We start from the raw sequence: 12,100 nt of genomic DNA, 5'->3' as shown, positions 1-12,100 counted from the left end.
CTTTACATATCGGATGAAGCTTTTATTATTAGCCTTATTGACCTAATTGGGCTAATAAACCTAATATCCTCAATAAAAAAGACAGGCAATCGCCTGTCTTTACTTATTCTTAATCCTTTGGTATCAAGCCTTCGATATACTTACAGAGAATGTTGATACCCTTTACATTCTCGCCTCCCTGTGGGATAATCACGTCAGCATAACGCTTAGTAGGCTCGATAAATTGCTCGTGCATTGGTTTCAACACTTCCAGATAGCGGTCTACAACCATTGAAACCGTACGGCCACGGTCTATCGTATCACGCTGAATATTACGGATAAGGCGCTCATCAGGATCACAATCAACAAAAATCTTGAGATCCATCATATCACGCAGACGCTTGTTGCTCAATGCCATAATACCCTCAACGATGATTACAGGCTTTGGCTCTACATGAATTGTCTCTGGCAAACGATTGCTGAGAATATAACTATATGTTGGCTGTTCAACAGCTCTTCCCTCACGCAACTCATTCACCTGCTTAATGAGTAGTTTCCAATCAAAGGCATCTGGATGATCGAAATTGATTGCCTTGCGCTCTTCATCAGTAAGTCCTGTCGTGTCATTATAATAAGAATCCAATGGCACAACAGCCACATAATGAGGAGGAAGACTCTCTACGATTTTCTTCACTACGGTGGTCTTTCCCGAACCAGTACCACCCGCTATTCCTATGATAGTTATTTTATCCTTCATATTGGTTGATTTTATTATTCTTATTATTGGGTTTATTAGCCTTATTGGGCCAATTTGCCTTATTAGCCTAATATCCCTAAATCCCTAAACATCCTTTCGTAATACTCTGCCTTTTTCTCGACCTTCTCAGGCGTGTCGTCCTCCATCTCTTTTTTGAAGGTCTTAATGCCCTTACCTACGCCCTTTGCAAGCTCGGGGATTTTTTTAGCTCCGAAAAGTAACACGATAATCGCTAAGATAATTAGCAGTTGTTGAACACTTACGCCCATTTTTTCTCCTTTAAATTTTCCAAATTTCGATTAGCTTGCCTATGTCGCGGCTTGCCGTTTCTAGTTTGATAGTTTTGTAGATTGATCTTAAATTTTCATACGCCGCTTCCAGGCGGTCGTTTATTATGAAATAACCATACTCGCCTAGGCGCTCCATCTCCTCTTGCGCGTTTTGCAGGCGTAAAGCAATATCGGCGGGATCATTATCGCCGCGAGCGCGCAACCTATCTCTAAGCTCCGACAAGCTCGGCGTAGTAATAAATACGCTAGTAAGCTCGCTTTTAGGCACTTTGCTACGCACGATCTCATATCCTTGCACATCGATGTCAAAAATCACGATCTTACCCCGCTCAAGCTCGCTCGTAACGGCTTTTAGCGAAGTACCGTAGTATTTGCCGTGCACGTTCGCCCACTCTAAAAACTCTCCGCGCTCGATGCCTGCACGAAACTCGCTCTCGCTTATGAAATAATAATTTACGCCGTCCGCTTCGCCCGCACGCATTTCGCGCGTCGTAGAGGAGATCGAAAAGTATATCTGCCCGCCGAATTCTGCGATAAGACGCTTTATGAGCGTGCTTTTGCCGCTACCGCTTGGACCGGAAACGAGCAAAATTTTGCCTTTCACTATCTATCTCCAAACGATATGTCTATATTGATCTTAAAGTCCTTCAGTGCGTCTTTAGCGTCCTTACTGCCCGCAAATTTCTCGATCGTGTTTGCGATGCCCGCTTCCAAATCGTCGCGCAGCTTGCTCTTTAGCTCCTCGGCGCTCGGCTTTTTGCTATGCTCGTTACGCAGCGGCTCGCTTTTGGCGCTAGGCTCTAACTCGCTTGCCATAAGGCTGGCAAACTCCGCCGCAGCCGAAGCGGCAAGCTCATTCGGTATAGCTTGCGCGCCAAATTTCATCTCATTTACCTGCTCGGACGCGCCGAATTTATGCGCTTTAAATTCGGTGCGCTCCGAAAGCTGTGAAGCATTAAATTTTATCTGCTGCGCGGCGCTCTTTGCGGGCTTGCCGGATTTAAATTGCTCGCTATCTGCGGAGCTTGTGGCAAACGAGTTTGCAAAATCGCCCTCCATGGCGCGCAAAAATCCGTCCGCAAACCCACCGGCAACGCTATTGGCTTGCTCGCTTTGCTTCGGTAAATCTGAGGCATCTAATATGTGCGGCAAGTTTAGCTCCGAAAAATTCGGCGCAGGAGTGGAATTTGTAGTCCCGGTATTGCTAGAATTTGCAGAAGCTGCGAAATTTGCGCCAATTGAATTCCATGCTTCATTATGAGCAGACATAGACGCATTCTGTGCAAGTCCGCCGGTAAATTCCATGCTTTGAAACGGAACGGCGTTATAAAGATTTTCGCGAGGTATATCGCCCGCACCCGCTAACGCAATCGGCGTATCTGAAGCGACCTCGTATTGAGACGAAATTTGCGTTTTTTGAAAATCCGTAGCCGTTTTATTTTTATCATGCGCAGATCTTTTCTCCTCTTTTTCATCGGAAGCAAACGCAGCCGCGGCAAAATTATCATATCCGCCAAACTCCTCCACGGGCATGCCAGCGCTATCGAAAAGCCTGGAAAAATCCATATCAAATCCATTATTGACAGACGCGCCGGCTGCATCTTGCACTACTTGCGAGGCAGAATTTTTTTCATCTGTTTTATAGGCAAATGAGCCGTCTGACTCATGCTGTTTAAGCGTAACATCCGCAGGACCTTTCGCTTCCTCTAAATTAAGCGCAGCGTCTGCCTTTTTTTCAATAGCAGTTTCATTAGAGCTGCCAGCTCTTTGCGACTCGTCTTGCTGCGCAAGCGGTAAAGTTTCGCTTGCCCGTATGGCGGGAATTTCATCTTCTGTCTGCGATTTATCTGTTTTTAAATTCTTAGGATTTTCATCATCTAGCGCCGCTAGAGCTATCGGAGCATCATCCTTTGCGAGCGGGATTTCGCCCCGAGGCGCGTTATTATTTTCAGCAGGCTCGCTTGCGCCGATACTATTTAGCGGTACATCCTCAGGGATATCGCTAGCAGCTAAGTTTAGAGGCATATCGTCTGCGATATTATCCGCAATCTTTTCTGCGACCGCGTTAAGCGGCGTATCATCGGCGATGGTGTCCGCAAGAGCTGCTTCATCTGCAAGCTGTGAGAGCGGAATATCATCTGCGATCTCGTCCGCGCGCGGCATATCACCTAGCAACTGCGAAAGCGGCACATCATCTGCAATCTCGGGCGCTATATCGTTTGCCAGCTGTGAAAGCGGTATATCCTTGCCGGAGTCATAAAAGCTATCCACAAGCTCTTCAAAATTACTGCCCGAAGTGGAATTCGCCTGATCAATCGCATCGATCTCTTTCATCACAGAGCTTGCATCGGCAAATTCTTTCGCCATTTTTTCTTTCGCCTGCACGCTCATATTTTGAACCGAAAACTCGCTGATAAACGTAATGAGCTCAAGCGGTGAAAAAGGCTTGGTAAGGGTGTATCGCGCTCCTGGCGCCGAGACGTTTTTAGGCGTCAGAAACAGCGTCTTATTAAGATCAAATTTTGAAATATCATCGCCATCTTCATAATTTTTTATCGTCAAATCATATTCACTCTCGTCCGCACTATATGCTACTAGGTCCGCACCGATGCGCTCGCAGCAAATATTTACGACACTTGCAACCTGCTCATTGTGATTGTCAAGTAGAATTTTCATTTATGACCTTTTAGAAAGAATTTGGGCTATTGTAAGATATTTTTGGTTATTAATTGCTTATATTTGCGCTAAATTTCGGTTATTTAGGCGATAAACTTTGCAGCATTTCTGCGCTAAATTCTCATCGTGGGTCACGAGCACGAGCGCGCCACGACTGGATTTTACGTAATCAAAGATCACGCTCATGACCTCGTTTGCGGTATCCTTATCTAAATTTCCCGTAGGCTCGTCGGCAAAGATTATGCGCGGCTTTTTACAAAGTATGCGAGCGATGCTCACGCGTTGCTGCTGTCCACCGCTAAGCTCACCCACGCCTTGAGCAAGCGTATTTTCTATCTTAAGCTTTTTTAAAATTTTCTGATCTATCGCGTTATTCGTAAGTTTGGCGGCAAGTTCGATATTTTCGCCAGAGGAAAAGCCCTTAAAAAGGTAATGGGATTGAAATATTATGCCAAAGTCGTTGCGGCGAATTTTAAGTCTCTCATCGGAGCTTAACTCGTAAATACTGCGCCCTCTGTAGATCACTTCGCCCGAATTCGGTTTTAAAAGCGTGCATAAAATATGAAGCAGGGTAGATTTGCCGCAGCCGCTAACGCCTAAAATAGCGATGCTTTCGCCCTCCCCAACGCTTAAGCTTACATTTTCAAAGAGCGTATAATCATACGCGTGAGTGAGATTTACGCCCTTTAGAAGTTCCATATTTAGCCGATTTGAGCCGCTACTTCGGCAGCAAAGTCTTCGCTCTTTTTCTCTAGACCCTCGCCCACTTCGAAGCGGACGTATTTTACGATCTCGATTTTGCCGCCTAGTTTTTTAGCCTCTTCGTCAATCACCTGCTCGACGGTTTTCTTATCGTCCATGACGTAAAATTGCCCTAGCAGCGTGAGGCGCTGATCGATTTGGGTATTATCGGCGATGAAGCGATCGATCTGGCCCGGTAAAATTTTATCCCAAATTTTTTCAGGCTTATTTTGCTTGCGAAGCTCGTCTTTTAAAACTTCGATCTCTTTGGCTAAAATTTCGTCCGTTAGATGCGCGCGCGAGCCGAACTGCGGGATCTTATGAAGCGGTTTGCCTAAACGCACGAACTCCTCATTTTCCTTCTCAAACTCGCCTTTAAGAGCTAAAAATTCCTTCTCGATAAAATCTGGATCAAGCTCTTTATAGCTGATAACCTGCGGTTTCATAGCAGCTGCGTGCATGCAGAGATTTTTTATAAGCTCCTTTGCACCCTCTGCAGTCCGCTCGCTGTCGCAAGCTGCAGCGATGATGACGCCTACGCGGCCGTTTGAGTGCAGGTAGCCGTTTACTACTCCGTTTGCGCCCGCCTTAATCGTCTCAAATCTTCTAACGACCAAATTTTCGCCGATCGTAGCGATCTGGCTTTTTAGATGCTCATCAAATTTAACGCCGTCGATGATGCTGGAATTTAGCTCATCAATGCTGCTAATGCCCTTGCTTTGGATATGTAGAGTAGTATTTTTTACTAAATTTATAAAATTTTGATTTTTAGCTACGAAGTCGGTTTCGGAATTTATCTCGCTTATGGTCGCGATCTTGTGATCTGCGCTCACTTCGACGCTCACTAGACCCTCGCTAGCTAGGCGGTCGGCTTTTTTAGCAGCCTTTCCGAGGCCCTTTTCGCGAAGTAGATCGACGGCTTTATCCATATCGCCGTCTGTTTCAACCAAAGCCTTTTTGCAATCCATCATCCCCGCTCCAGTGCTTTCGCGGAGCTCTTTTACCATTTGTGCGCTGATTTCCATTACTCTTCGTCCTCGCTTACGTCAAAATCCTCTTCGCTCATCGCCTCAGCTACGACTTCCTCTTTCTCTTCATCGCTGACGGCTTGGCTCTGCTCGACATCCTCGCTCGTATCTTGATCGCGAAGCGCCTTGCCTTCGTTGATCGCCTCAGCCATCTCTTGGCAGAAAAGCTGAACCGAGCGGATCGCATCGTCGTTGCCGGGGATCGGGAAATCGACTACGTCCGGATCGCAGTTCGTATCCAAAGGGGCAATAACCGGCATTTTTAGGCGGTTAGCTTCCGCTACGGCGATCTTTTCTTTTACGACGTCGATGACGAAGATCATATCAGGAAGGCCCTTCATATTGCGAATGCCGCCTAGATAAAGCTCGAGCTTCTCTTTTTTGCGGCGAAGCATTAGCGCCTCTTTTTTGGTTAGTAAATTTATCGAGCCATCCTCTTCCATGGTCTCGATTACTTCGAGCTTGCGGATCGATTGCTTGATAGTGGAAAAATTCGTCAGCATGCCGCCTAGCCATCTGTGGCTTACATAAGGCATGCCGCATTTTTCGGCGTACTCTTTTAGCGTCGCGCCAGCTTGTTTTTTAGTGCCTACGAAAAGTATCGTCTTGCCCTCTGCAGCCGCGTCGCGTACGATATTATAAGTGTAGCGGAAGTAGCGGATAGTTTTTTGTAGATCTATGATGTAGATACCTTTTCTCTCGCCGAAAATGAATTTTTTCATCTTCGGATTCCATCTGCGTGTTTGGTGTCCGAAATGAACGCCGCACTCTAGCAAATCTCTCATTGTTACCATGAGTTTTCTCCTTGTGGGTTGCCCCGAAATTTAGTTTCTTCCTCCGCATCCGCCCGTAAATTTGCTCTAAATTTACAACTAAATCAAGGATTGATGCGTGTGAAATGAAAATAAGATTATATCATCTAAAGATAAAAAGAAGCTTTTTACATAAGTATATTTTACAAATTTTAGTAAGTGGGTAAAATTATTTTCGTAAAAGTTTTTTCAGCTTTTTCTAGAGTTTCTAACTTTTCAACTGCTTTTTTAAGCTCTTCTTCGAGATATTCACTTCTACTATAAATCAGTTGATTTGATAGTTCCTGAACTCTGGCCCTCATCTCGTTTATTCTTTTTTCTCTAAGAGTTTGATCTATGTATTCTCTAGAATTTTTTATCTTATCAATTCTCTCGTTAAGCTCTTTTGCTCTTAATTCTTCCTGATTTCTTAGTTCTTTTCTTCGCTTTTCCTCTTCTTCCTCTTTTTGTCGTCTTAGTCTCTCTTGCTCCTCTCTTTTAGTTTCTATTCTAAAAGGACTGCCTTCTATTGCTGCATTACGATTCCACTCTTCTATCTCGCTATCAGACATTTTATAAGGTTTATTGGCCCATACACATAGCCAAATAAGACCGATACAACCAAGTAATATTTCAATCCAATCACTCATCTTACTTCTCCAAATCTTATGTAATCAATAGCTATCGATCTCAATTCACAAAAAATATCATCAGAAGAATTAGCTGAAATTTTAATAACTGCGTAAATTATATAATAAGGTAGTAAATATAACGGAATCTTATATTTATCTAAAAAATTCGGCCTAGTGTAATCCAAATTCGTAATATTATCGTTAATTATTTGATAACTTGGCATATTTTCTAATTCTCTAAAAATTTTTATTATTTTCCTACCTTTTACATATCTTTTTAAATACAGAAGAATTCTAATTGATATATTTTTTATACTTTTATTCTCTCTCACAAACAAGCAAGTCTTGTTTTCTATAGAATCATTAATTGAAGCGTATTTGCGAAGGGTATTATTCCATAAGCCATCAAATTTTATACTTAAATCTTGAATATCTTTCAGTAGACCGAATTTCTCGGCTACCTTTAAAATAATATATATCTTAAAATATAATGCCAAATTACTATATGAACCATCTTTTGCTTTTAAAAAATAACTTTTTCTTTGCAAGATATCATTGTTATATCCATCAAGCTCAATATAGTCAGGCTTATAAGCAAGATAGCGCTCGACGCACTCCACTTCCTCGCTTGATACCCTCCTTTTGATAGCCTTAATGTTATAACTTATAAACTTTTTAGCGCAATCAATATCAACTATATTTGCTATAATTTCATCTTTTACCTCATCTCTAAAATCATTTAAAATTCTTTCATAATCAATAATTGCCACAAATTTACCTCTATACGGAATTTTTATCCATAACTATAGTTAGTTGATGGCGGATTATAATCCAAATATTCTTATGGTTGGTTTAATAATAAGAATTGCGCAATAACCGATGAGAAGATGGACGCTATTTACAAGGCTACCGGCAATAATGTCAAGCACATCAGAACGGCAAAAGGCATTTCACAGCTTTCACTCACCCTTGCTATCGGACACAAAGCCACTAGGAACGATCTCAATGGCTGAACTTCATATCAACAAAAAACATTTCAATATCGAGCATTTGATAAAAATAGCAGATGTTTTGGAAGTAGATATTTCGGAATTTTTTGTTTTTGATCCACAACTCTAAATTGATTAAATTTTATTCATCACAAAGCCGCAGAAGCGCCCCGTGACGCCATCTCTGCGGTATGAAAAATGCCGCTCGCTCTCAAAAGTGCAGCGCGGATCAAATTTAACGTTTCGCACTCCCGCAGTTGCGAGTTCATCGCGCAGCGCGGCGTTTAGATCGAAATGTCCCTGCGTTTTGTAGCGCTCAAACTCGCCCAGATCAAGCCCGCCAAGTTCGTAGTTTCGCGCCTTGATATTCGCGCCCACGAATACTTTCAGCTCCGCAGCGACGCAGCCGAAGCGCTCGCACATCAAATTTATCGCATTGGTGCAGATCCGCCCTATCACGCCCGCGCGCCCCGCATGCACCGCAGCGACCACTCCGCGCCGCTCGTCCGCGATCAGCACTGGCGAGCAGTCCGCTACCAGCACGCACAGCGCCACGCCGCGCAGATCGGTCACGAGCCCGTCGCAGGGCGGGATTTCATCGCTACCTGCGCGTAAAATTTCAACTTTGTTCGAGTGGATCTGGCGCATAAATTTTAAATTTAGAGGCGCAATACCGAGCGCAGAGGCTAAAATTTCGCGATTTTGCGCGACGTTTTGCGGATCGTCGCCTACGTGATCCCCTAAATTTAAGCTCGCGTAGGCTCCGCCGCTTACGCCGCCAAGTCGCGTGCTAAAGCCCGCCAGCACGCCGTGCCCGTCCAATACAAACTCAAGATTTTCTCTGCAAATTTCGATTTTGTCCATCGCACGCCGCTTAATACAGGCTCAAAATTTTATCTACCGCATCCCACGAAAGCCCGTCTTTTTCGCCCTCGGCGCTCGTATCGCGCGCCGTATCCGTACCGCGGACGGGCTGTCCGCCGGAAAAGCCCAGCTGCGCCGCGATGTATCGCGCGAGCAGATCGGTCTCGATATTTACGCGGCGCCCGATTTTGTAGGATCCAAAAAGCGTATCTTTAAGCGTGAGCGGGATGATCGTAAGACGAATGGCGCAGCTTTGCGCTTCGCTTTTTAAATTTGCGCCCAAGGAGTTTAAATCGCGAACGGAATTTGAGCTGCTAGAATTTTGCCCACGCGAGCCTGTGTCGCTAAAATCTGAACCGAGCGGGCCTTTGCGGTCTTTGTAAATAAAATTTCCGCCGCCCTCAAGTACTTCGTTGATCGTTAGACTCACGCCGTCGATCGCCACCGAGCCCTTCGGCGCTAGCAGCGGCGCTATATGCAGCGGTGCGCGGATAAAAAAATCGACGCCGCTTGCAAGCTTTGAAATTTTATAAATTTCGCCTACGGCATCGATATGCCCTTGGATCAAATGCCCGTCTATGCGATCTCCAATCCGCATCGCTGGCTCGATATGCACAGGGCCGCGCAGGTTTTGCATGGCGATGACGCTCGCCGTCTCGCTAGAAAGCTGTACCGCAAATCCGTCCGCAAAAAGCCGCGTCACGCTCAGGCATGCGCCGTTTACCGCGACGCTATCGCCGAGCGCGGGGCGGTATCTCGCGCGCAATCGCAGCAAATCGCCGCTAAAGCTCGCAACCTGCGCGATCTCTCTGATCAGTCCGTTAAACATTATGAGCCTTTGGAATTTTTACGTGATATTAGCGTAGAATTTTAAAATTTAAAGTTAAGCGAAGCTCGGCGAGCGCGAAGCCCGCCGAATGAAGTTTGAAATTATTTTTTAGAGACGATGAAATCGGCTAGCGCTTCGATCGATTCGTCGTTAAGCGAAGCTGCTTGACCTTTCATAACGCCCATCATGCCAAATTTTCCCTTGCCCTCGCCCAAGGTGCCGTCTTTGTAGCCTTTTAGGCTAGCGATGATATCTTCCTTGCTTAGGGTGTTTAGCGCAGGTACTTTGCCGCCAAGATAAGGCTTCTCGGCGTTAGCTCCATGACAGGCCACGCATTTTTTATATAAAGTAGCGCCGTCAGCGGCGAATACACTCGAACTAAACGCCGCAACCGCAGCACATGCAATAAGAACTTTTTTCATTCCTATCCTTTCTTTTTAAATTGTGTGTGCAGTATAATCAAAATTTAGTAAATTTCGGTTAAATTTTTGCAATTTGCGCTAAAGGGGCGAAATTCTATTTACTTCGAACTTTAGCGTAGGGGCTTGAAGCGGAATTTGCGCTGTAAAATTTTAAGCAAATTTTACCTTCCCGCTGAAATTTCAATCGTAGAATTTCGCAGCGAAATTCTAAGGCGAAATTTCATCTAGATGTCAAATTCCATCGCGAAATTTTGCGCAGAATTTTAAAATTTCGCCGCTTTACTTTATGCGCGAAATTTCGCCTCTTTGCATCTTATAAATTTTATCTGCGGCGCCGAAGTATTTATCATCGTGCGAGATCGCAAAGATCGTGTATCTGCGCGATTTCAGCTCGGGTAAAATCCGCTCGTAAAACTCCGCACGAAACTGCGGATCGAGATCGGCCGCAAACTCATCGAGCATCAAAAATTTTCGCCCATCCATCAGCACGCTTACGAGCGCCAAGCGCTTGCGCTGCCCACTAGATAGGCTCGTGGTGCTAAATTTAGCCCCCTTTAGCTCAACCTTATCCTGCAGGTGCGTAAGCGCCAGCCACTCGCGCGCGATGTCCGCATCGCCCGTAGCATAGTCGAAGAGATAAAAATCGCTGAAAACGGCGCTTATATTATTGCTGTAAGCGCGCAGATCAGAGGGTTTAAGGGCCGCGCCGTCGGCTAAAATTTCGCCCGCTTGCGGCGTATAAAGGCCCGCTAAAATCATAAAAAGCGTCGATTTTCCGCTGCCGTTTTCGCCGATTAAAAACACCGTCTCACCCGCATTTAGCTGCAAGTTTACCCCCTTGATGCCGAATTTACCGCCAGGGTACGAAAAGCTTAAGTCTTTAAGCTCCAGGCTGTGCCACGGCTGCATTTGCGCAAGCTCAAAGCCCTGCACGAACGGATCTAGACCTAACTCATTGATCTTTGCGTAGGCGATCTTGGCGCGCAGCACGCTAGGAAGCGAGAATATGAGCATCATCAAAGGCGCGCGCAAAAAAAGCACCGTAAGCGCGATCGTTACGGCGTTTGCAAGCTCCGCTTTGCCGCCGCTTAGCCCGAAATAAAGCACAAAGCCCACCGCGCCGAGCATCATTACATTCATAAAATTGCTCGCAAACGCGCCGTAAACCTCGGCTCGCAGCGAGCTTTGGCGTAAATTTTGCGCATTGGGCAAAAAGTCGTTTTCGTATAGGCTCTTTGCTTTGGCTAGGCTTAACGACAGCTCCTTGTGCCCCTCGATCGCCGCGGCGTAGTTTTTATACAAAACGTCCTCATTTTGGCGGTACAGATCGTAATTTTGCATGACCTTTTTCATCAAAAAGCGGTTGAATACCATCAGCGCGCCGATCCAGATGAATAAAAACGCAAACATCATAGGCGCGATGTATAGCACGTAGATGCCGCAAAATAGCACGATCATCGCGCCTTGAATAAGCTCGGAGATGCGCATAAAACCCTCGGTCAGGCGCGAAATATCGCTAGAAAGGGACGCAAGCAGGTTCGCCTTCGACGCAGCTTCGATGCGCTCGAACTTCGTATCGATGATCTGCTTGATGATCTTGGTGCGCAGATCGAACACAAAGTCGTTTTCCATCTTGCAAAGCATGATGCGGCTTAGCACCGAAAGCAGCAGAAATAGTGCCAAGAGCGCAAAAAATAGCGCGATGATCCTGCCGCCTCTTTCGGCGCCGTCAAGTAGATATTTATTGATAAAGCTTAAAATCAAGATCCCCGAGCCGCTGTAGATCGCGTTTAGCGCGAGCATCGCGAGGATTTGTTTGGTATATTTTTTCATCTTTCGCCCCAATGAAATTTGAGCGCAATTGTGGCAAAATTCGCTTGAAAAAACGGTTAAATTTTAAATCCGTTCTCATTTCGCAAATAAAATTTTACTCGGGCTGCGTAAAATTCCGCCGTAAATTTATCCGCTTTTGGCGCGCCAGGAGCGATAAGCCCTATTTGTGTTTACGCCTCTGGCAGAAATTAGCAGATAGGATCAAATTTGACGGATCGTAAAATTTTGAATCAAATTTAAAAACCTAAAGCGGCAAAGCGCAAAATTTT

General features: G+C 45.3%; 14 protein-coding genes. 1 reads left to right on the top strand and 13 read right to left on the bottom strand.

Annotated features, from left to right (window positions below; all coding sequences use genetic code 11):
* Window positions 1-109: 109 nt before the first annotated feature.
* The 9 genes from udk to Q0537_RS00030 form a co-directional block, all read right to left on the bottom strand.
* The gene (gene udk, locus Q0537_RS00070; RefSeq protein WP_299223947.1) at window positions 110-736 is read right to left on the bottom strand and encodes a uridine kinase; all 627 of its coding nucleotides are present in this window, start codon (window positions 734-736) and stop codon (window positions 110-112) included.
* A gap of 62 nt (window positions 737-798) precedes the next feature.
* Window positions 799-1,005: a twin-arginine translocase TatA/TatE family subunit gene (locus tag Q0537_RS00065; protein WP_299223944.1), complete on the bottom strand. Its 207-nt coding sequence runs from the start codon at window positions 1,003-1,005 to the stop codon at window positions 799-801.
* 10 nt (window positions 1,006-1,015) lie between these two features.
* Window positions 1,016-1,630, bottom strand: coding sequence for a guanylate kinase (gene gmk, locus Q0537_RS00060; protein ID WP_299223941.1), 615 nt, complete (start codon window positions 1,628-1,630; stop codon window positions 1,016-1,018).
* Complete coding sequence (locus tag Q0537_RS00055) at window positions 1,630-3,702, bottom strand: hypothetical protein (RefSeq protein ID WP_299223938.1); 2,073 nt, start codon at window positions 3,700-3,702, stop codon at window positions 1,630-1,632. Before Q0537_RS00055 ends, gmk begins: the two co-directional genes overlap by 1 nt.
* A gap of 57 nt (window positions 3,703-3,759) precedes the next feature.
* Window positions 3,760-4,401, bottom strand: coding sequence for an ABC transporter ATP-binding protein (locus tag Q0537_RS00050; RefSeq protein ID WP_299223935.1), 642 nt, complete (start codon window positions 4,399-4,401; stop codon window positions 3,760-3,762).
* 2 nt (window positions 4,402-4,403) lie between these two features.
* A complete protein-coding gene (gene tsf / locus Q0537_RS00045; RefSeq protein ID WP_299223933.1) occupies window positions 4,404-5,468 on the bottom strand; it encodes a translation elongation factor Ts in 1,065 nt (354 codons plus the stop codon).
* Window positions 5,468-6,265: a 30S ribosomal protein S2 gene (gene rpsB, locus Q0537_RS00040; protein ID WP_299223930.1), complete on the bottom strand. Its 798-nt coding sequence runs from the start codon at window positions 6,263-6,265 to the stop codon at window positions 5,468-5,470. The genes tsf and rpsB overlap by 1 nt, the downstream gene beginning before the upstream one ends.
* 170 nt (window positions 6,266-6,435) lie before the next feature.
* On the bottom strand, window positions 6,436-6,912 hold the full coding sequence (locus Q0537_RS00035) for a hypothetical protein (RefSeq protein ID WP_299223927.1): 477 nt from the start codon (window positions 6,910-6,912) through the stop codon (window positions 6,436-6,438).
* On the bottom strand, window positions 6,909-7,664 hold the full coding sequence (locus Q0537_RS00030; RefSeq protein WP_299223924.1) for a hypothetical protein: 756 nt from the start codon (window positions 7,662-7,664) through the stop codon (window positions 6,909-6,911). Before Q0537_RS00030 ends, Q0537_RS00035 begins: the two co-directional genes overlap by 4 nt.
* A 117-nt stretch (window positions 7,665-7,781) precedes the next feature.
* On the opposite strand from Q0537_RS00030, the gene Q0537_RS10370 reads away from it, so the two are divergent.
* A complete protein-coding gene (locus tag Q0537_RS10370; protein ID WP_366811041.1) occupies window positions 7,782-7,907 on the top strand; it encodes a hypothetical protein in 126 nt (41 codons plus the stop codon).
* Between the two features lie 111 nt (window positions 7,908-8,018).
* Here the strand turns inward: Q0537_RS10370 and Q0537_RS00020 are convergent, their stop codons facing one another.
* The 4 genes from Q0537_RS00020 to Q0537_RS00005 form a co-directional block, all read right to left on the bottom strand.
* Entirely contained in the window at window positions 8,019-8,747 is a 729-nt protein-coding gene (locus tag Q0537_RS00020) for a polyphenol oxidase family protein (RefSeq protein ID WP_299223921.1), read from the bottom strand.
* Window positions 8,748-8,757: 10 nt separating this feature from the next.
* On the bottom strand, window positions 8,758-9,576 hold the full coding sequence (locus Q0537_RS00015) for a riboflavin synthase (protein WP_299223918.1): 819 nt from the start codon (window positions 9,574-9,576) through the stop codon (window positions 8,758-8,760).
* 101 nt (window positions 9,577-9,677) lie between these two features.
* Window positions 9,678-9,998 (bottom strand): c-type cytochrome, encoded by a 321-nt coding sequence (locus Q0537_RS00010; RefSeq protein ID WP_297896608.1) that lies wholly within the window; start codon window positions 9,996-9,998, stop codon window positions 9,678-9,680.
* A 279-nt stretch (window positions 9,999-10,277) separates the two neighbouring features.
* Window positions 10,278-11,831 (bottom strand): ATP-binding cassette domain-containing protein, encoded by a 1,554-nt coding sequence (locus Q0537_RS00005; RefSeq protein WP_299223915.1) that lies wholly within the window; start codon window positions 11,829-11,831, stop codon window positions 10,278-10,280.
* Window positions 11,832-12,100: the final 269 nt, after the last annotated feature.

Origin of the sequence: uncultured Campylobacter sp. (assembly GCF_938017775.1) — a bacterium.
Lineage (GTDB): Bacteria > Campylobacterota > Campylobacteria > Campylobacterales > Campylobacteraceae > Campylobacter_B.
This window is presented reverse-complemented; position numbering and strand designations above follow the sequence as displayed.

What these genes read in the sequence shown, in the direction of transcription:
- udk (WP_299223947.1), bottom strand. Translation starts at nt 736, where the DNA reads ATGAAGGATAAAATAACTATCATAGGAATAGCGGGTGGTACTGGTTCG.
- Q0537_RS00065 (WP_299223944.1), bottom strand. Translation starts at nt 1,005, where the DNA reads ATGGGCGTAAGTGTTCAACAACTGCTAATTATCTTAGCGATTATCGTG.
- Q0537_RS00055 (WP_299223938.1), bottom strand. Translation starts at nt 3,702, where the DNA reads ATGAAAATTCTACTTGACAATCACAATGAGCAGGTTGCAAGTGTCGTA.
- Q0537_RS00050 (WP_299223935.1), bottom strand. Translation starts at nt 4,401, where the DNA reads ATGGAACTTCTAAAGGGCGTAAATCTCACTCACGCGTATGATTATACG.
- tsf (WP_299223933.1), bottom strand. Translation starts at nt 5,468, where the DNA reads ATGGAAATCAGCGCACAAATGGTAAAAGAGCTCCGCGAAAGCACTGGA.
- rpsB (WP_299223930.1), bottom strand. Translation starts at nt 6,265, where the DNA reads ATGGTAACAATGAGAGATTTGCTAGAGTGCGGCGTTCATTTCGGACAC.
- Q0537_RS00035 (WP_299223927.1), bottom strand. Translation starts at nt 6,912, where the DNA reads ATGAGTGATTGGATTGAAATATTACTTGGTTGTATCGGTCTTATTTGG.
- Q0537_RS10370 (WP_366811041.1), top strand. Translation starts at nt 7,782, where the DNA reads ATGGACGCTATTTACAAGGCTACCGGCAATAATGTCAAGCACATCAGA.
- Q0537_RS00020 (WP_299223921.1), bottom strand. Translation starts at nt 8,747, where the DNA reads ATGGACAAAATCGAAATTTGCAGAGAAAATCTTGAGTTTGTATTGGAC.
- Q0537_RS00015 (WP_299223918.1), bottom strand. Translation starts at nt 9,576, where the DNA reads ATGTTTAACGGACTGATCAGAGAGATCGCGCAGGTTGCGAGCTTTAGC.
- Q0537_RS00010 (WP_297896608.1), bottom strand. Translation starts at nt 9,998, where the DNA reads ATGAAAAAAGTTCTTATTGCATGTGCTGCGGTTGCGGCGTTTAGTTCG.
- Q0537_RS00005 (WP_299223915.1), bottom strand. Translation starts at nt 11,831, where the DNA reads ATGAAAAAATATACCAAACAAATCCTCGCGATGCTCGCGCTAAACGCG.